Origin of the sequence: Streptomyces sp. NBC_00440 (assembly GCF_036014215.1) — a bacterium.
Taxonomy (GTDB): Bacteria; Actinomycetota; Actinomycetes; order Streptomycetales; family Streptomycetaceae; genus Streptomyces.
Genome location: NZ_CP107921.1, coordinates 5,554,016 through 5,577,476, shown reverse-complemented (window position 1 = coordinate 5,577,476; position 23,461 = coordinate 5,554,016). Strand labels below are relative to the sequence as shown.

13 protein-coding genes are annotated in these 23,461 nt (G+C 73.3%); 2 read left to right on the top strand and 11 right to left on the bottom strand.

All coding sequences use genetic code 11. The annotated features are described in order from the left end of the window. Window positions 1–8: 8 nt before the first annotated feature. Genes OHB13_RS25100 through OHB13_RS25090 form a run of 3 tightly spaced genes read right to left on the bottom strand, consistent with a single transcriptional unit; the run spans window position 9 to window position 5,535 of the window. Complete coding sequence (locus tag OHB13_RS25100) at window positions 9–1,448, bottom strand: VWA domain-containing protein (protein WP_328378593.1); 1,440 nt, start codon at window positions 1,446–1,448, stop codon at window positions 9–11. Beyond that, entirely contained in the window at window positions 1,382–3,721 is a 2,340-nt protein-coding gene (locus OHB13_RS25095; RefSeq protein ID WP_328378592.1) for a serine/threonine protein kinase, read from the bottom strand. The genes OHB13_RS25100 and OHB13_RS25095 overlap by 67 nt, the downstream gene beginning before the upstream one ends. Then, the gene (locus OHB13_RS25090) at window positions 3,718–5,535 is read right to left on the bottom strand and encodes a trypsin-like peptidase domain-containing protein (RefSeq protein WP_328378591.1); all 1,818 of its coding nucleotides are present in this window, start codon (window positions 5,533–5,535) and stop codon (window positions 3,718–3,720) included. The genes OHB13_RS25095 and OHB13_RS25090 overlap by 4 nt, the downstream gene beginning before the upstream one ends. A gap of 93 nt (window positions 5,536–5,628) precedes the next feature. Between OHB13_RS25090 and OHB13_RS25085 the strand changes: the two genes are divergently transcribed. Continuing rightward, the gene (locus tag OHB13_RS25085) at window positions 5,629–5,937 is read left to right on the top strand and encodes a trypco2 family protein (RefSeq protein ID WP_266853327.1); all 309 of its coding nucleotides are present in this window, start codon (window positions 5,629–5,631) and stop codon (window positions 5,935–5,937) included. A gap of 297 nt (window positions 5,938–6,234) precedes the next feature. Here the strand turns inward: OHB13_RS25085 and OHB13_RS25080 are convergent, their stop codons facing one another. The 6 genes from OHB13_RS25080 to OHB13_RS25055 form a co-directional block, all read right to left on the bottom strand. Next, window positions 6,235–8,358, bottom strand: a complete 2,124-nt coding sequence (locus tag OHB13_RS25080; RefSeq protein WP_328378590.1) for a glycoside hydrolase — start codon at window positions 8,356–8,358, stop codon at window positions 6,235–6,237. Window positions 8,359–8,437: 79 nt separating this feature from the next. Continuing rightward, complete coding sequence (gene nudC, locus OHB13_RS25075) at window positions 8,438–9,343, bottom strand: NAD(+) diphosphatase (protein ID WP_328380383.1); 906 nt, start codon at window positions 9,341–9,343, stop codon at window positions 8,438–8,440. A 181-nt stretch (window positions 9,344–9,524) separates the two neighbouring features. Next, entirely contained in the window at window positions 9,525–10,919 is a 1,395-nt protein-coding gene (locus tag OHB13_RS25070; protein WP_328378589.1) for a dipeptidase, read from the bottom strand. A 10-nt stretch (window positions 10,920–10,929) separates the two neighbouring features. Beyond that, complete coding sequence (locus OHB13_RS25065) at window positions 10,930–14,409, bottom strand: UvrD-helicase domain-containing protein (protein ID WP_328378588.1); 3,480 nt, start codon at window positions 14,407–14,409, stop codon at window positions 10,930–10,932. A 65-nt stretch (window positions 14,410–14,474) separates the two neighbouring features. Then, window positions 14,475–17,846 carry an ATP-dependent helicase gene (locus OHB13_RS25060; protein WP_443062967.1) on the bottom strand — a complete coding sequence of 1,124 codons (3,372 nt, stop codon included), beginning with the start codon at window positions 17,844–17,846 and terminating at the stop codon, window positions 14,475–14,477. Between the two features lie 237 nt (window positions 17,847–18,083). Further along, the gene (locus OHB13_RS25055) at window positions 18,084–18,443 is read right to left on the bottom strand and encodes an MGMT family protein (RefSeq protein WP_328378587.1); all 360 of its coding nucleotides are present in this window, start codon (window positions 18,441–18,443) and stop codon (window positions 18,084–18,086) included. Window positions 18,444–18,664: 221 nt separating this feature from the next. Between OHB13_RS25055 and OHB13_RS25050 the strand changes: the two genes are divergently transcribed. Beyond that, on the top strand, window positions 18,665–21,577 hold the full coding sequence (locus tag OHB13_RS25050; protein ID WP_328378586.1) for a flippase-like domain-containing protein: 2,913 nt from the start codon (window positions 18,665–18,667) through the stop codon (window positions 21,575–21,577). Window positions 21,578–21,631: 54 nt separating this feature from the next. Here the strand turns inward: OHB13_RS25050 and OHB13_RS25045 are convergent, their stop codons facing one another. After that, on the bottom strand, window positions 21,632–22,141 hold the full coding sequence (locus OHB13_RS25045) for a hypothetical protein (protein WP_328378585.1): 510 nt from the start codon (window positions 22,139–22,141) through the stop codon (window positions 21,632–21,634). A gap of 186 nt (window positions 22,142–22,327) precedes the next feature. Continuing rightward, window positions 22,328–23,452, bottom strand: coding sequence for a PP2C family protein-serine/threonine phosphatase (locus OHB13_RS25040; protein ID WP_328378584.1), 1,125 nt, complete (start codon window positions 23,450–23,452; stop codon window positions 22,328–22,330). Window positions 23,453–23,461 lie beyond the last annotated feature (9 nt).

Here is a 23,461-nt window from a genome sequence, read left to right as displayed (position 1 = left end):
CGTGCCTCTCACCGGTGGCTCGTCGTGTAACTGGTGCGGATCCGGGCGGTCTCGATGTCGAACCGTCTGATGCGGGCGTGCAGCTCCACCTCACCGTCCGCACGGGGCTCGACCATTTTCTCCAGGTGCTCCCGCATGGCGCCGTCGCCGACCTCCACCGCGAGTTGCCAGGCCCGGCCGAGGGCCCGGCGGGCGGTCCCGGGGTCATGGGCGCGCAGCGCGGCGCAGCCCTCCTCGAAGTACCGGACCAGGTCCTCCTGGTGCAGGAAGTGGCCGACGTCGGGGTGCACCCTGCTGTACAGCCCGTGGTCGCCCGACCAGCGGACCACCACGGGCCGGGACGGCGGCAGTCCGACAGGCGGCCGGGCGGCGCCGTCGCGCACCAGCTCCACCTCGGTGAGCATCAGCTCCGCGCCCTCGGCCCCGGCGGTGTGCCGGGCGCTGAGCGAGAGCAGGTAGGAGCGGGTCTCGTCGCCCCAGGGTTCGGTGGCGAACTCCCGCAGGAACTCGGTCTCCTCCACCGGCCGCAGCGTCCGCCGCGTCGGGTGGACCTGTGCGAAGGAGCGCAGTTCGGCGTTGTCACTGCGGTAGAGCCGCAGTCGCAGTCCGGTGAGGTCGCGCTCCGCCGCCTGTCTGGTGAGGTCGTGCAGCCTGGCGGGGAGCGGCCCCGTCGGGTCCGTCTCCTCGAAGGCGTGCGCCGTGCCGTTCAGCCCGGTGGTGATCAGGAGCAGTTCACCGGTGTCCCAGCCGTCGCCGATGCCGATCGCGTCGCAGGTGAACTGCCCTGTGCAGGACGCGACTACGGCGGCCAGCTCGTCGCGGGACTCGTAGCCCGGTTCGTTCCTGCCGTCGGTGAGCAGCAGGGCGTGGCGTACGAAGTCGGCGCCGCCGCCGGGGAGTCCGGCGAAGAGCTCCCGGGCCCGCCCCAGCCAGCTGCCGATCGCTGTGCCGCCGCCCGGGTGGCAGGCGCGCAGGGCGTCCTCCGCCGCCCGCCGGGTCACGTCGTCGGCGACAGCGAGGGTGCGGTGCCCGCCGGGCTGCTCCGGGTAGACGGTGGCGGGCCGGTCGCGGCCCGCGACGACCGCGAAGTACGCGCCGTCGGGCACGGCGTGTACGGCGGCGGCCGCCGCGTTCCTGGCGGCCGCCATCCGCGTGGGCGGGTTCACCATCGACGACGAGTGGTCGATGAGGAACACCACGGCGTGGCGCGGTCCCTGGTCCTGCACTGCGGCCGACCGGGCGGCCGGGGCGGTCGGGACAGCCGGGTCGGTCGGGGCAGTCGGGGCAGCCCGGACAGCCGGGCGCCGGACGGTCACGGTGACGACGGCGTACATCCGCGCCTCGTGTCCCGGTTCCGGCACCGGCAGTTCGGGGACCTGGCTCACTTCGAGGAGGACCGCGGGCTCAGCCGGTCCCGGATGCGCTGCCGGTGTGCCTTCCCCAGCCATGGGTGCCTCCTGTCGTGGCGGAAGCCCAGCGGGCGGACGCTGTTGGCCCGGTCGATGAGGGCTTCCGCGATCTCGTTGCTGTCCGGCAGGTCGGAGCGTCTGGCCTGGTCGGCGAGGCCGCGGTAGAGCAGGGAGAGCATCTCGGCCAGCTCCTGCGAGCTCTCCGGGGCGGCGAGGCGGCTGTCGAGCGCCGCGGTGAATTCGGCCAGCGGCCGGTGCGGGACGCGGGCGATGACCGTCTCCCAGAGCTCCGTCTCCAGGCGTTGGCGGCCCCGGTGGTCCGTCAGGCCGTGCTCGTGGAGGAGCGGTCCTAGCCGGTGCAGGGCGTCCTTGAGCGCATCGTCGTCGGGAGGCGAGTTCCGGGCCCGGGCCGCCTTGATGCGGACGATGGCGGTCCGGGCCGCGGTCAGATGGCGCGAGTGCGCCGGGACGAGTTCCAGCGCGGCCAGGGCCCCGGCCAGCCCTGCGCCCCGGTCCGCCGTGCCCGCCGTGCCGGTGCCGCCCTCGGTCCCCGTACCGCCCCCCGGCACGTCGTTCGCCGCGGCCAGCAGCACCCGGGCGCATCCGAAGGCCGCGCCGCCGAGGGAGTGGTTGCGGCGGCGGACCGCGTCGTAGAGCCGCAGCGCCTGCGGCCACTCCCGCCGCCGCTCCGCGCAGTAGCCGAGCGCGATCTTGGGCGCGTACTCGCCGGGGATCGCGTCGTAGATGGCGTCGAACCGCAGCCCCGCGCCATCGGTGTTCCCGGCCGCGAGCGCCAGCAGGCCCAGGTGCCAGTCGATCCGCCAGTCGTACGGGGCCCAGCCCGGGGCGATGAGGCGCCGGGCCCGGCTGATCTCCGCGTACGCCCGCCGCAGCGGCCGGGTGTCGCCGGCTGCGACCGCCAGCGCCAGGTACAGCCGGCAGCGCAGCAGATGGAGTTCGGCCGACGGCTCCCAGCCGCTGGTGCGCTGGAGCAGCGCGGTCGCGTCGTCCTCGGCGAGCCGGCCGAGCCGGGGCGCGTTCCGGTCCTGCGGGTCGGGCTTCGGTACGGGCAGCCCGCAGGCCATCTCGCCCGGTTCGGGCGGTACCGGACCGAGCGGGGCCGGGGGCGCGCCGCTCGCCCAGTGGCCGAGCGGTGGCGGTGAGCCGATCGCGCCGTCGAGTGCGTGGGCGGACTGGACGAAGACGGGGGACGGCTCGAAGGACTCCTGGGACGTACGGAGCGAGCGCAGCTCACGCAGCACCCCGCGGAGCTGGAGCGCCATCTCGTCGGCGGTGGCGAATCTGGCCCTGCGGTCGGCGTGCGTGGCGCGGTCCAGTGCCCTGCGCAGCGACTCGGGCCCAAGACCCTGCGCGGGCGGCGCGGCGGCGCTGAGTTCACGCAGGGTCACACCGAGGCTGAACAGGTCGTCCTGGAAGCGGGACTCCCCGTCCGGGCCGACGCCGGGCGCGAAGTAGCCGGGGGTCACCGGTCCTTCGGCCCGCTCCTGACGGACGCTCCCCACGTCGACGATCTTTATCTCGGTGCCGCAGTGCATGACGTTGTGCGGCTTGAGATCGCCGTACACCTTGCCCTTCTGCTGGTGGAGATAGCTGAGGGCGTTCAGGATCCGGATGCCGTAGCTGAGCACGAACTCGTGGAAGCGCACTCCGCCGAAGGCGCCCGGGTCGTTGACGACGCGGACCCTGACGTCCTCCAGGGTCAGCCCGTTCGCGTATTCGAGCACCAGGAACTCCCCTGCGGGGTCGTGGCTGCCGTAGTTGAACACCCGGATGAGATCCGGGTGGTTGAGGGCCACGAGCTCCTGGCGTTCGCTGCGCATCGCCTTCTCGTTGAGCCTGACCTCGCGGCGCCCGCCGGGCGGGTCCCCGTCGTCGTGCTGCTGGTGCAGGAACTTGACCGCCACGGGGCGGTTCTCCAGGCGGGTGTCCTCGGCGAGATGCACTTCGCCCATGCCCCCGTACCCGATGCTCCGGATCAGCCGGTACTGCCCGGCGAGCATCCGGTCGGGGCCGAGGCCCAGGCTCCGCAGCCGGCCGGTGTCGTACGTGCCGTCCGGCCGCGCCGCCACGGGCCGCACCTCGGGGAGCACCAGCGGGTCGTGGTCCTTCTCCGGGGGTGGGAGCAGCACAGCCGCGGCGGCCGGAGCCGTGGCCTGCTCCCGGCGCGGGCCGGGCGGCCGGGCGGCTCCGGCGTGCTGGCCGGTCGCCGGGTCGACGCGTCTGCCGCTGCGCTGGCAGTACCCGGCGGGGGTGACGCGGCTGCCGCAGCCGGGGTGGGGGCACGGGGTCAACGGGTCCGCTCCTCTCCGGCGACTGCGGCGGCGGCTGCCGCGTCGCCGTCGTCGCCGTTGCCACCGTCACCGTCGTAGCCGTCGCCGCCGTCACCCGGCCGAGGGGCATCTCCGGGGCCGGGGCCGCCGTCCAGCCGCCCGTGCACCGTCGTGACGAACGCCGCGACCGCCTGCTCCACCTCGTCGAGACTGCTCGGCCCCTCCGTCAGCAGCTGCTGCGCCCTCCGGTACTGGCCCGCCGCCACGGTGTCCTCGGCCCGCTGGTGGTCGGCGAGCCGGGCCTGCTCGGCGGCGAGCAGGCCGCGCAGGTCCAGCATCCGGTCGAGGGCGGCGCGCAACCGCTGCTCGACGTCCTCGGCCCGCAACAGCGCGCCCAGGACGGACTGTTCGGCGTACGACAGCATCTGCAGCAGCGCGGCCACGTCCACCCCGCCCTCGGAGCGCAGCGCCTCCTGCGCCTGGCCCAGCGCCCGATCCTGCGCCTGCCGCTGCGTCCGCTCCAGTTCGGCCGCGAGCTGCGTGGTCCACAACTGGGCCCGGGCTCCGTGCGGTTCGGGCGGGGCCGGCAGCCCGGTGACGCGCGGCTCCAGCCTCCGGAACAGGTCCCTGATGGTGCGTTCGGTGCCGGAGAGCCGGTTTGCGCGGTCCGTCAGCCGCTCAAGCCACTGCGCGGGGCGCCCGGCGGGCAGCAGGCCACCGGTGAGTACCGGCGCCGGGCCGTGAAGTACGAGCAGCAGCCTGGCCCCGCGGTCCGCCAGCCGCTGCAGCAGCCCGGCCGTCTCGCCAGGGTCCGCGGCCGCCCGGTCGGGCAGCGAGACGACGACGGAGGTCAACTGCCGTGGTGGCTGCGGTTCCAGGTCCTGGGCGAGCTGCTCCCGGGAACGCCCGGCCGCGGCCACCGCCAGGCTGATGCTGCCGCGGCGCGGGACCGCTGGACCGCCCGGCCGGCTGCTCCCCGTGGTCGAGAGCCCGGGTGAACGCTCCCGGTCGGCCAGACCCAGGGTCGTCCGGAGCGCTACATCGGCCTCCTCGTCGTCCTCGCGCAGGAAGACGGTCTCGATGTCCCAGCTGCCGGCGTCGCCGTTCAGCCAGCAGGTCAGGGTCTGCTGAAGGCCCAGCGGGCGGCCGGTCCGCTGGGATCCCGGTGCCACCGACAGCTGGGGCGGGATGACGTTGGGACCCGTCGTGTGGTGTTCCGCGACGATCGGGAGATAGCCGGCGATGGTCGCGGCCGGGATCATATAGAAGTGGAAGAACGGACTCCGGTCGGCCGGGGTGTCGTACACCGCGACCATGATCCCGAGCAGCCTGCCGGTCCCGGCCTCGGCGACTCCGGCGCCGCTGAAACCGCGGGGGTTCGGGTCGTGGAAGTCGACCGGGTTGATCTGCACCCACTCGTCGCCATGGCCCCCGGGCCCCTTGAGTACGGCGTCCACCCAGAGGCCGCCAGACCGGTACCTGGGGAACCCGTCGACCGTGACCCGGGTGTCGTACGGGGCGGGGGCGCGGTGGAGTACGGCCGTGGAGGTCACCGGGGCGGGCTCGGTGAGCCGCAGCAGCGCCAGATCCCCTTCGTCGCGCCCGTACCGTTCCACCCAGTGGCCTTCGACCACCCGCGCCGAGCGCGACACCCCGTTCGGCTCCCCGGCCAGGACCGGGAACTCGACCCGTACCGGCTCGGTGGGGCCGGGCACCACATGGGCACAGGTCAGCACCAGGTCCCGGCCGAGCAGGACCCCGGCGCCGAGCACGTCCCCCGGCTCGCCCCCGGGCAGCTCCGCACGCAGTCGCAGCCGCCAACTCTGTTGATCCATAAGCATGTTGAGCCGTATCGACTCCCCCTCCATGCTTCCCCACAGTAGGGGCAGGGCGCGACAATGGGACCCGGGCTGCACAAGGGGGAGCAAATGAGTGACGGGACGGGAGCCGCACCAGTGGCCGGTCTTGCGGACCTGATCAGCCAGGTGAGGACCGAGCTGGCCGAGGCGCAGCGCCGGATCGGCGACAGCACGCTGCGCCTCAGCGTGGAGCGGGTGACGCTGGAGATCGCGGTGCAGGTGAGCCGGGAGGTCGACGGCGAGGGGAAGCTGCGGATCGGCGTGGTCACCGTGGGCGGCAGTGGGTCGGTGACCCGGGACAACACGCACCACATCAAGGTCGAACTGCAGCCCCGCAACCAGGACGACACCCCGGGCTGGATCCCGGTGAGCCGCTAGGGCCCGTCGTCAAAGTGCCGTCGTTGCCCGAAGGGCGGCCGCGCGGCGTCTGGTGCGTGCGATCGCAAGGCGCCGGAATGTTCTCGTAGCGGAGCTACTAGGGCGTGTCCGGCCGGTCTTCGTGGATCAGGCCGCGGCGTCCGGTGCGGTGCCTCGCAAGGCGGAGGATCGCCCCCGTACTGGACGTACTGGGGTGACTCCGACAACGCGGCGAGGTGCCGTGCCGGGCGTCGCGGGCCCACGAAGACCGGCCGGACAGGTCCTGGGGTCTTCCGTCTGGATCAGGCCGGGGACCGGTCAGCCGTTGGCCGGGCAGAGCCGCCGGGCCTTCGGCTCGTCCTTCAGTTTCGCGTCCACACAGCCGCCCGGCAGACCGTCGTGCGCCGTGGTGCCGAAGTTGGCCGTCACCGTCAGGGTGCCGTCCCCGAAGACAGAGTGCTGGACGAGGTGATCCTCGGTCAGCCAGTGGAACGCCGTCATCCGCTCGGTACCGGCCGCCTTGTGCAGGGGCGCGAAGTAGTGCTGCAGTGCGGCCATCTCCTTGCCCGTGGAGGCCAGGTTCTGGTCCCCCAGGACGAAGTTGAGCGGCGTGTTGTAGAGGACCGACATCAGCGCACGGTCCTTCTTCTGCGCCGGGAGCTTGTCGTAGGGCATCTCCCAGCGGTCGGTGTTGACCAGCGAGTCGTGCAGTGCGGTCTCGTACAGCGGGACGCGGTAGGCGGGGTCGAACATCGACTTGGCCAGGGACGCGGGGAGCGTGGTCGGGTGGAAGAACTGGCCGGGAGCGTCCGCGGGGTAGTAGGCCCCCCACTTGGTCTTGTCCTTCTGGAAGGCCCACAGGCCGTCGTTGACGGGTGTCTGCGCGCCGTGGTCGAACGCGAGCGCCGAGGCCGACCAGGAGACGGCGGATTCCGACCCGACGACGAAGTGGTCCTTGTCGGCCAGCGTCCGCAGGCGGTCCATCCGGTTGTCGCGGTCCTGCCTCTTCGTCATCGGGTGGCTCCCGGTGAAGTCGCTGAACAGCTCACCCGCGGCATCGACGTCCACGAAGACGCTGTTGGCACCGTTCTTCGTCATCTCCTCCGTGTGCCGAGCCAGGTAGTGCTCGGTGGGCTCGGACTTCGCGAACGCTTCGGAGCTGAGGTAGCAGCCGCGTGCGCCGAAGCCCGTCGCGATGGTGCCCTTCGCGTCGCGCACGCAGAAGTCCGGGTAGACCCTGCCGGGCCACTTGGCGATGGGGGTGTCGGCGGTCTCCGGGTCCTGGCCGTTGTCGTACGAGTCGTACGGGCCGACCAGATAGCCCAGCTTCCTGGCCTCCGCCACCGCATCCCGGCTCATGGGGTGACCGTCGGCGTCGTAGCCGAGCCACAGCCGCGTGTTGCCCTGCTTGCGCAGGGTCCGCACCGCCTCGGCGTCACGGGCTCCGCCCCACAGATAGGCGTGCTCGGCTCCGAGCAGCTTTCCGACCTCGGGGTTCTCGGCGATCTTCTGCTTCAGCGTGTGCAGTTGCCCGTGTTCACCGAGCCAGCGGTGGTAGTCGGCGGCCGGCGCCACGGGAGAGGCGGAGGTGAGGGAGAAGGCGACCGTGTAGTCGAGGGTCCGCTCCCGGCGGGAGAACTCGTGCTTCGCCGTGGCGTTCAACCGCCCGTCGGCGGAGGCGAATCCGAGTGAGGTCCCGATGCTCTCCGGCACGAGGTAGCTGACGCCGTGCCCGTGCGAGGTGTAGCCCCACAGAGGCAAGGTGAGGGAACCGGTGGCCAGATCGTCATCGGTGCCGACAAGACCCGCCTGCCGGGAGTTCCAGAACCGGTCAGCGACCGGAACGGAGAGCCCCTCTCCCCTCGGGATCTGCAGCGAGGCGCCCCGCGCCCCCGTGCCGGCCCCCTTGCCGGTCACCGGCCACGCGAGGGTCCCGTCCTTCTCCGAGCGCACCGTCATCAGCAGCCGCCCGCTCTCGCCCGCCGCGGTCACGCGCAGCCCCCTGGCGGGGTACGACCAGGAGGCGTGCGAGCCGTGCACCTCGACCTTGCCCGGCCGACCGAATCCATCGGCGTCGGCGGCGGCGTCGGAGACCGGAACGGCCGTCCCGTGGCCCGTATGTCCCGTGACGCGCAGGGAGGCCGTGTCGACGGTGGTGGTGCCACCCGCCACGGGAAAGTCGACAGCGCCTGCGCGTACCCGGGGCTTCGTGTACTGCGGAGCGTCCTCCGCCGTTCGGGCGATGGCGGCGTACCCCGCCGAGGCAGTGGTCACGGTGACAGCGATGGCCGCCGCGATCCCCAGGGCCCGGTTGCGACGCCTGCGCGCGGCTCCCCCGGCGTCCCGGTGCCCACGCGGCCGGTCCGGCCCCCGGCTCGGGACGGCGTGCGCAGGCGTGGGCGACTGGCTCTCGGCGCGCGGGGAGTTCTCGGGTTCGTCCATGATCGTGAGGGTGGTGACCACGGATAAGAGGTTTCTAAGAACCCCCGGCGAAGCCGACCGGGAAGGCGCTGATGTCCTGTCAGGCCAGCGGCTTCGGCAGCGGCTTGCCGTACCAGAGCTCCACCAGCCGGGCCGCGATCGAGATGCCGGCCGGGGGCAGCACGTCCCCGGACTCGATCGCCGACCGCAGATCGTCCCGCGAGAACCAGCGGGCCTCGCTGATCTCCTCGCCGTCCACGGTGATCTCGGAGCTCGTGGCCTGCGCCATGAAGCCGAGCATCAGACTGGACGGGAAGGGCCAGGGCTGGCTGGCGATGTACTGCACCGAGCCGACCGTGACACCTGCCTCCTCGAACACCTCGCGCCCCACCGCGGCCTCGATGGACTCGCCCGGCTCGACAAAACCGGCGAGCGTGGAGAACCGGCCCTCGGGCCAGTGCACCTGCCGGCCGAGCAGCGCCCTGTCGTGCTCGTCGGTGACGAGCATGATCACGGCCGGGTCGGTACGCGGGTAGTGCTCCGCCCCGCAGGCCTGGCAGCGCCGGATGTGACCGGCCGCGGCGATGACGGTGCGCTCGCCGCAGCGGGAGCAGAACCGGTGCAGCCGCTGCCAGTTCTCCAGCGCCACCGCGTGCACCAGGAGCCCGGCGTCGAGCGGCGAGAGCAGCAGCCCCGCCTCGCGCAGCCCGGCCGGGCGGGCTGACTGGTCCATCCGGCCCGGGAGGGTGTCCTTCTGGAGCGCGAAGTACCGCACTCCGTCCGTGTCCGTGCCGAGGAAGTAGCGGTGCTCCTCGGTGAGGGGGGCCTCGAAGGACGGGGTCTTGAGCAGCTCGGTACGGCCGTCGGGCGTCTCGTCGATCAGCGCCTGGCCGCCGGAGACCACGAACACCCGGGTCGTCGGGTGGCTCCAGGCCGCCGCGAGCCACGCCTCGTCGAGGCGGTGGTGGGCGGCCCGGTCGACGCCGCTCGGGTCCGTCAGAGCGATCGGCCGGTGCGGATCCGTGGCGGTGCCGGCCCCGGCTGTGCCGTTATCGGCGGTACGGGCGTCGGCGGCCCGGCCATCAGTGGTTCCGCCTTCACTCGCGTGACCTTCGGTGGCATTGCTGAAGTTGCTCACAGGTGCTTCCAACTCCCCCTCATGGACTGGGTGGTTCGGTTCAGCGTTCTCATCGCAGGGCTGCGGCCATGTCGCCCCACAGATGGGCGGTGGTCTCCACACCCTTGAACAGCAGGGCGAGTTCGACCTTCTCGTTCGGTGCGTGCCAGCCGTCGGACGGCACGGAGATGCCCAGGAAGAGCACCGGGGCACCGAGGACGTCCTGGAGATCGGCGGCGGGGCCCGAGCCGCCCTCCCGGGTGAAGCGGATCTTCTCGCCGAACGCCCGGCCCATGGCCCGTACGACCGACTGGAGCGCCGGATGGTCCAGCGGGGTCAGACACGGGCGGGTGCCGGCGCTGAACGTGATCTCCTGGCGGATCCCGGGCTCCGCGCGGCCGGCCGCCCACTCGGTGACCAGCTTCTCGGTCCGGACCGGGTCCTGGCCCGCGACCAGCCGGAACGAGAGCTTCACCATGGCCGACGACGGGACGACCGTCTTGCCGCCCGCGCCCTGGTAGCCGCCGCCGATGCCGTTGACCTCGGCGGTCGGGCGGGCCCAGATCCGCTCCAGCGTGGTGTGACCCCGCTCACCGGCCGCCGCACGGGACTTGGCGGTACGCAGCCACTCGGCCTCGTCGAAGGGCAGCTCCGCGAAGAGCTCGCGCTCGGCGTCCGTGAGCTCCGCGACACCGTCGTAGAAACCCGGGATGGTGACGCGCCCTTCGGCGTCGTGCAGCGCGGCGACCAGCCGGGCCGCCGCGGTGGCCGGGTTCGGTACAGCGCCGCCGAACGAGCCCGAGTGGATGTCCTGGTCGGGACCCTCGAAGGTGATCTCGCACTCGGCGAGGCCGCGCATACCGGTGCAGACGGTCGGGGTCGTCTCGGACCACATACCGGTGTCCGAGACGATCACCACGTCGGCCGCGAAGCGCTCGGCCTGCTGCTCGACCAGCTCCCTGAAGTGCGGGGAGCCGGACTCCTCCTCGCCCTCGATGAGGAGCTTGAGGTTGACGGCGGGAGCGGTGCGGCCGGTGGCGGCGAGGTGGGCCCGGACCCCGAGTGTGTGGAAGAACACCTGGCCCTTGTCGTCGGCCGCGCCCCTGCCGTACATCCGGCCGTCCCTGACGACCGGCTCGAAGGGGTCGGTGCCCCAGCCGTCCTCGACCGCCGCGGGCTGGACGTCGTGGTGACCGTAGACGAGGACGGTCGGCGCTCCCGGGTCGCCCGAAGGCCACTCGGCGAACACCGCGGGGGCACCGGGCGTATCGAGGATCTCGGTGACCGGGAAGCCGGTCTCCCTGAGTTTGGCGGCCAGCCAGTCGGCGCTGCGGCGTACATCGGCTGCGTGATCCGGCTGCGCGGAGACAGACGGAATGCGCAGCCAGTCGGCCAGGTCTTCGAGGAAGGGCTCGCGGTGCTGGTCTATGTACGTGCGGACGGCGCTGTCCGGGGTGTCGCTCATGCCGTCGAGCCTAACCGGCCGGTCGGGGTGGCTCGCCCGGCGGATCACCCAGCAGGATCCGCTCAAGACCGGCCCGGCCCGGCAGCGGTGTGGGCCGGATCACTTCCCCGGTCCGTACGTAGAGGAACGCGGCCGTGACCGAGGTGAGCGGGATGTGGTGCTGCTCGGCCCAGGCCAGGCGGTAGACGGCCAGCTGGAGCGGGTCGGCGGTGTGGGCGCGGTGGGTCTTCCAGTCGACGATCTCGTAGGTGTCGCGGGAGGTGCGGTAGACGGCGTCCATCCGGCCGCGGATCACCCGGCCGGCGAGAGTGAGAGTGAAGGGAGCCTCGACCCGGTGGGGCGTGCGCCCGGCGTACGGGGTGCGCTCGAAGGCCGCCTTCAGTTCGGCCAGATCGCGCTCGTCGGCGATCTCCGGTTCGTCGTCGTCACCGCCGGGCAGCTCGTCGGGGCCGAGCATGGGCAGCGGCAGTTCCTCGAAACGTGACTCGACCCAGGCGTGGAAACGGGTGCCGCGGCGGGCGGCGGGCTGTGGGGGGCGCGGCATGGGCCGGGCCAGTTCGTGCGCGAACGCGTCGGGGTCGCCGGCGAGGCGCAGCAGCTGGGTGGCGGTGAGGGTGAGCGGTACGGGGACGTCGCGCACGGTGCGTCTGGCGCGGAGCAGTTCGCCCGTGAGGGCGTCGAGGTCGCGGTCCCAGGAGGTGATGGTGCGGGCGTCCTCGGGGGCGAGCGGGGACCGGGCGTGCGGCACGGATGGGGAGGCGGGAGCCTGAGTGCCGTGCGGGGTGGGGGCGTCGTGCGGGGCGGGCGCCACGGAGTGGTCCGGCTGGTCCGGCTCCTCCGGCCGGTCCGGCCGGCGCAGGTGATCCTGGTCGGCCATCTCGTTGAGCTGGTCCAGGACCAGTTCGGCCGCTGCCCTGCGGCGGTGCAGGGATGTCTCGTCCAGCGGCAGGGGCCAGGCGTGGTCCGCCGCCGCGTCCCGCAGCGCCGGGTTCTCCTCGTCCTCCTCCGGGGCGTCCGCCCAGACCTCCGTCTCTCCGTACCCCGCCGCGCAGTGCTCCTGGAGCGCGAGCAGGAAGTCCGACGGGCCGCGCGGGCGCTTCTGGCTCGGGCCCCACCAGTGGGCCGAGCCGAGCAGCAGCGAGCGCGGGCGGGTGAACGTGACGTAGCCGAGGCGGAGTTCCTCCGTGTGCTGGTGGGACTTCATCGCCGCCTTGAATGCGGCAAGCCCCTTGGCGTCCCACGCCCCCACCCCGGGGAGCGTCGCCGCGTCGCCGCGCAGCGCGTGCGGCAGCACCTTCGGCTGCGCCGTCCAGGACTCACGGGACTGCTCGCTCGGGAACTGCCTGGCCACCAGGGAGGGGACCGCGACCACATCCCATTCGAGGCCCTTGGACTTGTGGGCGGTGAGGACCTTCACGGTGTTCTCGCCGCCGGGCAGCGCGTTGTCCAGGCCCTTCTCGTACTGGGCCGCCGTCCGCAGAAAGGCCAGGAAGGCCAGCAGGCTCGCCTCGCCGTCCAGCGAGGCGAAGCCCGCCGCTATGTCCAGGAAGTGGGAGAGGGTCTCCCGCCGGCGGGCGGCCAGGGCGTGCGGGGAGGCCGAGAGCTCGACCTCCAGGCCGGTCGTGGCGAGCACCCGGTGCAGTACGTCCATCAGCGGGTCGGCCAGCGAGCGGCGCAGGTCGCGCAGTTCCGCGGCGAGGCGGGCGAACCTCACCCGGGCGTCGGCGGAGAACGGAAGCCCGTCGTCCGCCCGGCCGCCGCCCGGCCCGTCCACACCACCCTGGTCCGCGCCGCCCGCCAGAAACGTGTCCAGCGCGTCCGCCAGCGAGACCACCTCGGCCGGGTCGACCCCTTCGACGGCTTCGGCGAGCCGCTGGTCCGGGTCGGCGCCGTCGTCGCCCGCGCCGTCGTACCGCACGAGGAGCCGCGCCCGGCGGCCCAGCAGCGCCAGGTCGCGCGGGCCGATCCGCCAGCGCGGCCCGGTCAGCAGCCGGACCAGCGAGGCATTGGCCCCCGGGTCCTGGAGCACCTCGCAGACCGCGACCAGATCGGCGACCTCGGGCAGATGCAGCAGCCCCGAGAGGCCGACCACCTCGACCGGCACGTCCCGTGCCACCAGGGCGCCCTGGATCTCCGCGAAGTCACCTGCGGTACGGCAGAGCACCGCGATCTCGCCCGGGTCCTTGCCCGTACGCACCAGATGCGCGATCGAGTCGGCCAGCCAGCCGATCTCCTCCTCGTGCGTACGGAGCAGGGCGCACCGCACCATGCCGTCCCGCTCGGCGCCCGGCGCCGGCCGCAGCGCCTCGACGCCCGCGTGCATCGCACGCAGTGGCGCGGCCAGGCCGTTGGCCAGGTCGAGGAGGCGGCCGCCGCTGCGCCGGTTCTCGCTCAGCGAGAAGCGGGTGGCGGGGCTCCCGTCGGCGTACGGGAAGTGCTCGGGGAAGTCGTCCAGGTTGGCGACGGACGCGCCGCGCCAGCCGTAGATCGCCTGACAGGGGTCGCCCACGGCGGTCACCGCATGGCCGCTGCCGCCCCCGAAGAGGCCGGAGAGCAGCAGCCGCTGGGCGACGGAGGTGTCCTGGTACTCGTCGAGCAGGACCACCCGGAACTCGTCGCGCAGGATGGTGCCCACCTCGGGCCTGGTCAGCGCCAGTTCGGCGGAGAGCGCGATCTGGTCGCCGAAGTCCAGCAGGTCGCGGCTGCGCTTGGCCGCGCGGTAGCGGCTCACCAGGTCGAGCAGTTCACGGCGGGCCCCGGCGGCCTCCGGGACCTTGCGCAGCTCCGCGTTGGAGAGCCGGGCGCCCTCCAGGTCGGCCAGCAGCCCGGTGTCGTACGCGCGCAGCGCCTCCGGGGTCACCAGATGCTCGGCCAGCTCGCCGTCCAGCGCCAGCAGGTCGCTCACCAGCGAGGAGAAGGACTTCGTCAGCGCCGGATAGGGGCCCGGTGCCTCCTTGAGCACCCGCGCCGCCAGCTGGTAGCGGGTGGCGTCGGCGAGCAGCCGGGAGGACGGCTCCAGGCCAATCCGCAGCCCGTGGTCGGTGAGCAGTTGTCCGGCGAAGGCGTGGTACGTCGAGATGCGCGGCTCGCCCGGCGAGTAGTACGGGTCGGCGCTCGCCGTCGGCACGGAGGGGTGACGGACGGATGACGAGCGGTGCGGGCCGGGAGCGTCCGGGTCGGTGACGCCGGCGCGGACCAGTGCCTTGCGGACCCGCTCGGCCAGCTCGCCCGCCGCCTTGTTGGTGAAGGTCAGCCCGAGCACCTGCTCCGGCGCGACCTGCCCGGTCCCCACCAGCCACACCACCCGCGCGGCCATCACCGTGGTCTTCCCCGAACCGGCTCCGGCCACGATGACCTGCGGGGCGGGCGGCGCCGTGATGCAGGCCGTCTGCTCCGGGGTGAAGGGGATACCGAGCAGCTCCTTGAGCTGCTCGGGACCGGTGATGCGTGGGGTGGTCACCTCAGAAAGGCTAACGGCGCCCTGTGACATCCCCGCGTGACATCCCCGCGTGACATCCCCGCCCCGCCCGCTCGCGTACCGCTGTCGTACCGCCGTCACTCGACGATGTGGCGCCCCTCGGGCAGGGCGCTGCAGGAGGCGCGGAACGCGCAGTGCGTGCAGTGGCTGCCCGTCGTCGGGGTGAAGCGCTCGTCCAGCACCTTTCCGGCGGCGGTGGCCAGCAGGTCGCCGACCCACTCCCCCGCGAGCGGCTCCTGGGACTGGACCTTGGGCAGGGCGTCGCCGCCCTCCTTCTTCACGGCGGCCTGCCGCAGCTGTACGAGTTCGGCGCCGCCCGCCTCGGGGCGCCGGCCGCCGAAGACCTCGTCCACCGCGCCCTCGCGCACCGCGAGCTGGTAGACCGCCAGCTGTGGATGGCGGGCCACCTCGTCCTTCGTGGGCGCCTGCTTGCCGGTCTTGAAGTCGACCACGTACGCACGGCCCTCCGCGTCCCGCTCGACCCGGTCCATGGAGCCCCGGATCCGGACCTCGTACTCACCCGCCTCCAGGGTCACGTCGAAGGGGTGCTCGGTGGCGGCCGGGGTGCGGCCCGCGCGGTCCATGACGTGCCAGCGCAGGAAGCGTTCCAGCGCGGCGCGTGCGTTCTCCTTCTCCTGGCCGGACTTCCAGGGGGCGTCGAAGGCGAGCGAGTTCCAGACCGAGTCGAGGCGTTCCATCAGGACGGCCAGGTCGGCGGGGGTACGCCCGGACGCCACCTCGTCCGCGAGGACGTGCACCACGTTGCCGAAGCCCTGGGCGGCGGTGGCGGGCGCGTCCGCCTTCACCTCGCGGCCCAGGAACCACTGGAGCGAGCAGGTGTGGGCGAGCTGGTCCAGCGCACTGCCGGAGAGTGCGACCGGCTGCCCGGGGTCGCGCACCGGGACGGCGGAGTGCGTCGGCTCGTACAGCCCCCACCAGCGGTACGGGTGCGCGGCGGGCACCAGCGGCTGGCCCTCCTCGTCCGTGAGCGCGGCCAGCCGGGCGAGCCGGTGGGCGGCGGCCTCGCGCAGTTCGGGGGACGCCTTCGGGTCGACGGTCGTCGCGCGCAACTCCGCGACCAGCGGGGCCACCGCGAGGGGGCGCCGGGGGCGGCCCGTGACGTCCTTCGGCTCCACCCCCAGCTCGGTGAGGAAGCGCGACGGCTGGTCCCCGTCGTCGGCCGGTGCCTTCACCGCGGTCACGACGATCCGGTCGCGGGCGCGGGTGACCGCGACGTAGAAGAGCCTGCGTTCCTCGGCGAGCAGCGCACCGGGGCTGAGCGGTTCGGCGAGCCCGTCGCGCCCGATCCGGTCCGCCTCCAGCAGGGAGCCGCGCCGCCTGAGGTCGGGCCACAGCCCTTCCTGCACACCGGCGACGACGACCAGGCCCCATTCCAGGCCCTTGGCGCGGTGCGCGGTCATCAGCTGGACCGCCTCGGGGCGCACGGTCCGCTTCGACAGGGTGTCGGCGGCGATGTCCTGGGCGTCGATCTCTTCGAGGAAGTTCAGCGCGCCGCGCCCGCCGGTGCGCTCCTCGGCGCGGGCCGCGGTGTCGAAGAGCGCGCAGACGGCGTCCAGGTCGCGGTCGGCGTTGCGCCCGGCGGCGCCGCCCCGCAGCGTGGCGCGCTCCAGACGCCGGGGCCAGCCGGTACCGCTCCACAGCTCCCAGAGGGCCTGTTCGGCGGTGCCGCCGTTCTCCAGGAGCGCGCGGGTTCTGCTCAGTAGCTTGCCCAGCTGCTGGGCGCCCCTGGCGTACGCCGGGTCGTGCGCGATCAGCCGTGCGGGCTCGGCCAGCGCGCGGGCGAGCAGTTCGTCGGACGGCGCGGGCAGCCGGTTGCCGCCCGCCCGTTCCTCGTCGCGCAGGGCGCGGCCGAGCCGCCGCAGGTCGGCGGCGTCCATGCCGGCGAGCGGTGAGGTGAGGAGCGCGAGAGCCGCCTCGGTGGTCAGCCGGGCCGCGGGGGCCCCGGCCGCCGGGCCCTCGTCGCCGGTGTCCGGGCCGGCACCGGGACTGGTCCCGGTTTCGGTGCCGGGACCGGCGCCGGCACTGCCCAGCGCCGCTTCCGCCACCGCCCGCAGCGCCGTCAGCAGCGGGGTGACCGCGGGCTCGTGGCGCAGCGGTACGTCGTCGCCCGCGATGTCCAGCGGGACCCCGGCCGAGGTCAGCGCCCGGCGCACCGCCGGGATCGAGCGGCCGCCCGCACGGACCAGGACCGCCATGTCGTTCCACGGCACGCCCTCCTCCAGGTGGGCCCGGCGCAGGATGTCCGCGATGTTGTCCAGTTCGGTGCCGGCCGTCGGGTAGGTGTACGCCTCGACCCGGCCCCCGGCCCGTACCGCCGAGAGCTCCCGGTGTGCGCGGACCTTCGCGGCGGGGAGCCGGGGCAGCGGCATCCGCTGGGTGAGCAGCCGGGTCGCCGTCAGCAGGGCCGTGGCGGAGCGGCGTGAGGTGGTCAGCACCTCGACGGGGGCCGGGCGGCCGTCCGTGCGGGCGAACGTGTCGGGGAAGTCCAGGATGCCGTTCACGTCGGCGCCGCGGAACGCGTAGATCGACTGGTCCGGGTCGCCGAACGCGACCAGGGTCCGGCCGCCGCCCGCCAGCGCGTGCAACAGCCTGACCTGCGCCGGGTCCGTGTCCTGGTACTCGTCGACGAAGACCGCGTCGTAGCGGAGGTCGGCGCGTTCGGCCAGCGGCACCGCGCGGTGCACCAGCTCCGCGTAGTCGACGACGCCCTGCGCGTCGAGGACGTCCAGATACTCGGCGAGGAACCCGGCGGCCGCGTGCCAGTCGGGGCGCCCCGTGCGGTCCGCGAACGCGGCCAGGGTCTCCGGGCCGAGGCCCAGCTCCCGGCTGCGGGCGAGCACCGCGCGCACCTCGTCGGCGAAGCCACGCGTCGTCAGGCAGGCCCGCAGCTCGTCGGGCCAGCGGATCCGGCCCAGGTCGAGCTGTCCGGCCAGCAGCTCCCGAACCGCGACGTCCTGCTCGGGCCCCGACAGCAGCCGCAGCGGTTCGGCGAAGAGGTCGGCGTCCTGGTGGGCGCGGACCAGGGCGTAGCAGAAGGAGTGGAAGGTGGTCGCCTGCGGTCCGTACGTGCCGATCCTGGATCCGGCGCCGGACGCCCCGGCATCGGGGATCGGCCCCTGCCCGCCGCCCTGGATCCGTACGGCCATCCGGTCGCGCAGCTCCACCGCGGCCCGGCGGCTGAAGGTGAGGACCAGGATCCGTTCGGGGTCCGTCCCCTCGGCGATGCGCCGGGCCACCGCCTCCACCAGCGTGGTGGATTTGCCCGTGCCCGGCCCGGCCAGGACCAGCAGCGGCCCGGTGCCGTGATCAACCACCGCACGCTGCCGTGCGTCCAGTACGGGTGGATCCACCGTGCCCGGCGGGGTGCGCACCAGTCGGTACGCGCCCGGGGCCCGTTGCCGTACCCGGTGGGAAGTGGAGGTGCTCACGTGGATCGCCGGTCCTGGAAGGGGTGCGTGGATGTGCGGACGGGAAGGGTGGGTGCCGAGTATGTGCCGGGCCCGGCGGCTCCGCCGGGCCCGCGGTGCCCCGCCGACGCTACGCCGTCGGGCCGGGTGACCGGGACGACAGCGGCCGGGACGACAGCGGCCCGGACGGCCGTGCCGGTGGCCTGTACTCCGTACGGGTCTCAGACCACCCGTGGGAGGGCCGAATGGCGGAAGCTGTCAGACATGAGCCCCGTCGCCGCCGTCCCACCGCGCCCGCCGCATGTCCAGGCGCGGCAGGTGGCCGTCCGCTTCCCGTGCGGCCCGCGAGGCGTCCCGCAGCGGGGTGGACTCCGCGCGGTAGTGCTCCAGCGCCCGCAGTTCGTGGCCCGGGAGCAGCGCACCGTCCGAGCGCACCACACGCCACCACGGGGCTCCGCCGCCGTAGAGGGCCATCACCCGCCCCACCTGGCGCGGGCCCCCCTCTCCCAGCCATTCGGCGATGTCCCCGTACGTCATGACGCGGCCGGGCGGGATCAGCTCCGCGACGTCCAGCACCCGTTCCGCGTACTCCGGCAGCTCAGCACTCACCCGGCCCATCCTGCACCACAGCGCCGACAACGCGCCGGGCTCTCCGCAGACCGGGCCATTTTCCGCAAAGGGGCCCTGATGCCCTCCCGCACCGCCCGGACATGCCACCATCGTCCGGGCGGTGGCCGGGCTTCCCGCGAGCAGCGCCCGGCCGCTCTGCCCGCGGGCCCAGCACCCCGAGGTGGAGCGCAGTGATACGAGACAAAGAGGAACCGACGGAGGGGCCAGGCGTGCAGGAGCCACCGGAGGCGGCGAACGCCCCCGACTCCGAAACCCCTCCGGGCGGACCGGAGGCGGGCCCGGGGCCGGGCCGCGGTCCGGTCGCACCGGGCGGCCCTGACGCGGCCCCGGGTGCGGCCGACGGGACGGATTCCGGGCCCGGCTCACACCCGGAGGCGGGATCACAGCCCGCCACCGGATCCCACCCAGGCCCGGACACAGCACCCTCCACCGGATCACACCCCGGCCCGGACACACAGCCCGCCACGGGGTCCCGCCCCGGACCGGACGCAGGACCCGCCACCGGATCCCACCCCGGATCGCAGGAATCACCGCCCGAGTTCGGCGGGGCGACGCCCATCGACCGGGTCTCCGGGGACGAGCCGCTGCTCGCCGCCCGGGTGCACCGCCCGTCCGATCTGCTGCGCCTGCTCACCGGCATCCTGGCCATCGCGCTGGTCCTGGCCATCGCCGCCTTCGCCCACGGCACGACATCGGGGCTCGCCCAGGACATCCACAACGGCACCGTCCAGACACCCGATCTGCTCCTCAAGCTCGCCGGGCTCTTCTCGTCCATCGCCATACTGATCCTGCCGGTCGCCTTCGCGATCGAACGGCTGGTCAAACGGGACGGTCTGCGGATCGCGGACGGCGTGCTGGCCGCCGTACTCGCCCACGGCGCCGCGCTCGCCACCGACCTCTGGGTCGCCAAGGCCGCACCCAAGTCGATCACCGAGGCGCTCACCCAGTCGCTCGCCAACGGCACGCTCACCGACCCCGTGCACGGCTATCTCGCCCCCGTCATCGCGTATATGACGGCCGTCGGCATGGCCCGCAGGCCGCGCTGGCGGGTGGCGCTCTGGGTGGTGCTGCTGGTCAACGCCTTCGCTGTGCTGGTCGGCCGGCAGACCACCCCCTTCTCGATCATCGTGACGATCCTGCTGGGCTGGACCGTCGCGTACGGCACGCTGTACGCCGTCGGCTCGCCCAACGTCCGCCCGACCGGCCGCCAGCTGCTCGCCGGGCTGCGGCACGTCGGCTTCAACCCCGTCAGCGCGATGCGCGCCGAGGACATCCCCGACTCCGCCGAGCAGGGCGACCGCGGCCGCCGCTACTTCGTCACGCTGGAGGACGGCGGGCCGCTCGACGTCACCGTCGTCGACCGGGAGCAGCAGGCGCAGGGCTTCTTCTACCGGGTGTGGCGCCGCCTCACCCTGCGGTCCATCTCCACCGGCCGCTCCATCCAGTCGCTGCGCCAGGCCCTGGAGCAGGAGGCGCTCCTCGCGTACGCGGCCATCGCCGCCGGGGCCAACGCGCCGAAGCTGATCGCCACGTCCGAGCTCGGCCCCGACGCGGTGATGCTCGTGTACGAGCACACCGGCGGCCGCTCCCTCGACTCGCTGCCCGACGAGGAGTTCACCGACGAGCTGATGCGGAACGCCTGGCGGCAGATGCAGGCTCTGCAGTCCCGTCGCATCGCGCACCGCAGGCTCGTCGGCGACGCGATCCTGGTGGACCGGTCGGGCCGGGTGATCCTCACCGATCTGCGCGGCGGCGAGATCGCGGCGAGCGACATCGTGCTGCGCATGGACATCGCGCAGCTGCTCACCACGCTGGGACTGCGGGCCGGGGCGGAGCGCTCGGTCGCGTCAGCCGTGGCGGTCATCGGTCCCGACAAGGTGGCCGACAGCCTGCCGCTGCTCCAGCCGCTGGCGCTGAGCCGGTCGACCCGGGCGACTCTGCGCCAGCTGGCGCGCGAGCGGGCGCAGCGCGAGCGCGAAGCCGTGATCGAGGCGTCGGAGACGGCGAAGCGGGCGAAGGCCGGGCCCGAAGCGCCGGGCGACAGCCGCAAGGCCGCCCGTGCCGAGAAGAAGGCCGAGAAGGAGGCCATCGACGACGCGCTGGACGGGGCACGTGAGGAGGACCTGCTCTCGCAGATCCGCCACCAGGTGCTGCTGATCCGCCCGCAGGCGCACGCCGAACCGGTACGGCTCGAACGCGTCAAGTTGCGCACCCTGTTCACGGTCATCGCCGGGTCCGTCGCCGCGTACTTCCTGCTCTCTCAGCTCGCGAACATCCCGTACCACCAGCTGATCACCACCACCCGCTGGGGCTGGGTCGCCCTGGCGGTGCTGTTCTCCGCGGTGAGTTACGTGGCGGCGGCGATGAGCCTGCTCGGCTTCGTGCCGGAGAAGGTGCCGTTCCTGCGGGCCGTGTCGGCGCAGGTCGCCGGGTCCTTCGTGAAGCTGGTGGCGCCCGCGGCGGTCGGCGGTGTGGCGCTCAACACCCGTTTCCTGCAACGCGCGGGCGTGCGCCCCGGGCTCGCGGTGGCCAGTGTCGGTGCTTCGCAGCTCTTCGGGCTGGCCAGCCACATCCTGCTGCTGATGATCTTCGGCTATGTGACGGGCACCGAGCAGACCCCGTCGCTGACCCCGTCCCGCACGGTGATCGCCGGCCTGCTGACGGCAGCGGTGCTCGCGCTGGTGGTGACGGCGGTGCCGTTCCTGCGGAAGTTCGTTGTCACACGGGTGCGTTCGCTGTTCGCCGGGGTGGTGCCGCGGATGCTGGACGTGCTCCAGCAGCCCCGCAAGCTGCTCACCGGTATCGGCGGGATGCTGCTGCTGACCGGCACGTTCGTGATGTGCCTCGACGCGTCGATCCGGGCCTTCGGCGGCGGCTCGACCATAAGTTACGCCAGCATCGCGGTGGTCTTCCTGACCGCGAACGCGGTGGGATCCGCCGTACCGACGCCCGGTGGGGTCGGGGCCGTCGAGACGGCGCTGACCGGTGCGCTGATCATCGCCCGAGTCGACCCGGGGACTGCTGCCGCCGCGGTGCTGCTCTTCCGGCTGCTGACGTTCTGGCTTCCGGTGCTGCCCGGCTGGCTGTGCTTCAACTACCTGACGCGCAGAGGGGCTCTCTAGGGGCTGCCCCGGCCGGGCGCCCCGGGGATTGCCGGGGATTGACGCCCCCGCCGGTCAGGCGCCCGGCGCTGTCTCCGTACGGGTCCGGCTCCGCTCCAGCGTCCGCAGGATCAGCCACTGGTCGCCCCACGCCATCGCGGTGCCCAGTACGGCCATCACCACGCCGATCACTACGCTGCCGACGGCCGCCCCCACAGCGAATCCGGCGAGCCCCAGCGCACCGCGGACCGCGAACCGCAGCGCGACCAGGCCGACCGCGAGCAGCCGGGTGCGCTTGTTCTTCCAGAGCGCCCGCATGAAGCGCATCCGGGTCCGCAGGACCGTGAGCGAGAGCGTCAGGTTCACCGCGGCGACGACCGGGATCAGCCAGTACGCGACCGGGTAGGCCCGTGCGATGTCGAAGACGCCGGCGAAAGTGCCGACGATCGGGAAGTACCAGTTCGGCAGCGGCTTGATCTCCACCGGGGCCGGCGCGGCGACCGGTTCCGTGTCCTGGGTGGTGCTCCGGACGGTGCTCCGTGCGGTGCTCTGTGCGGTGCTCTGCTCCGTGCTCACTGCGGTCATTTCCGGTTCCCCCTGAGGCTTCGTTTCCGACACGAGAAGCTTCCCGCGCCGGGCACCTCCGGCGGCAGAGCGAAGCGTCCGTACTCCGGCAGGACAAATGTCCCGGCCCCGCGACGAGCGCCGTGCCCGAAGTGCGGCCCGTCCGGGCCCACTTGTGTCCCGCCCCTTCAGCCCGCCCGGACCGGCTCAGCGGGCGGTGATCACCATGATCGCGGCGTCGTCCTGGAGCCGCCCGCCGACGTACCGGTGGAGATCCTGCTCGATCTCCCGCACCAGAGCGGCCGGTTCCAGGCCGGTCCAGCCCTCCAGCCGCCGGGCCAGCGGGTAGAACACCCTGTGGCCGTCCCGGGCCTCCGTGACCCCGTCCGTGAACAGCAGCAGCCTGTCCCCGTACGGCAGTCGCGTCTCCACGACTGCGCGCGCCCGTTCCTCGTCGGGGACCAGGAAGCCGAGCCCCAGCGGCAGTCCCGCCTCCCCCAGAGCGACCTGCCGCGCACCGGAGTCGGAGACCGCGAACGGCTCCAGATGGCCGCAGTTCACCAGCCGCATCCGCTGCCGGTCCGGGGCGAACTCGACCAGCAGCGCGGTGACATGGCGCGGCTCCTGGCCGATGGTCTCGGCGTACACGTTGTAGCGGTCCAGTATGTTCTCCATGCGCCGGGTCAAGTCCGACAGGCCCGGCTCCTCGTACCCCGCCACCCGGAAGGCGCTGAGCACGGCCGCGCCCGCGTTGATGGCGTCGAGCCCCTTGCCGCGCACATCGGCGACGAGCACCCGGGTCCCGAACGGCGACTCGATCAGCTCGTACAGATCGCCGCCCACCCGCGCGTACTCCTCCGCCGCGAGGTAGACCCCGTAGGCCTCGAAGTCCTTGGTACGCAGGGGGAACGGCCGCAGCAACGCGAGCTGGACGGCCTCGGCGGCTCCGCGGGTCCGCTCCAGGAGTGACTGCCGCTGGGAGCCGAGCCGCGCGATGAGCAGCGCGAGCATCCCGACCGTCCAGGTCGAGGCGAGAACGACGGCCATCTGCCCGGGGTTGTGCTCGTGCGGTGCGAACAGGGGGTACGAGACGGCGATGCTGATACCGGCGAGGGTGGCGAGCGCGGCGGTGGCCAGGACGCTCAGCACGAGGGCGCCGACGAGCGGGACCAGACTCGCGAACAGCACCACCCGCAGGTCTCCGGGGGTGACGGACTCCACTCCCACGATCGCGGCCAGCACCACGAGCAGAAACACGAGGAACGCTGCGCGCTCCCTACGCGTCGTGTCCCGCTCCACGAGCAGACGCGTGAGGCTGCGTGCGAGCGGCATGGACAGATC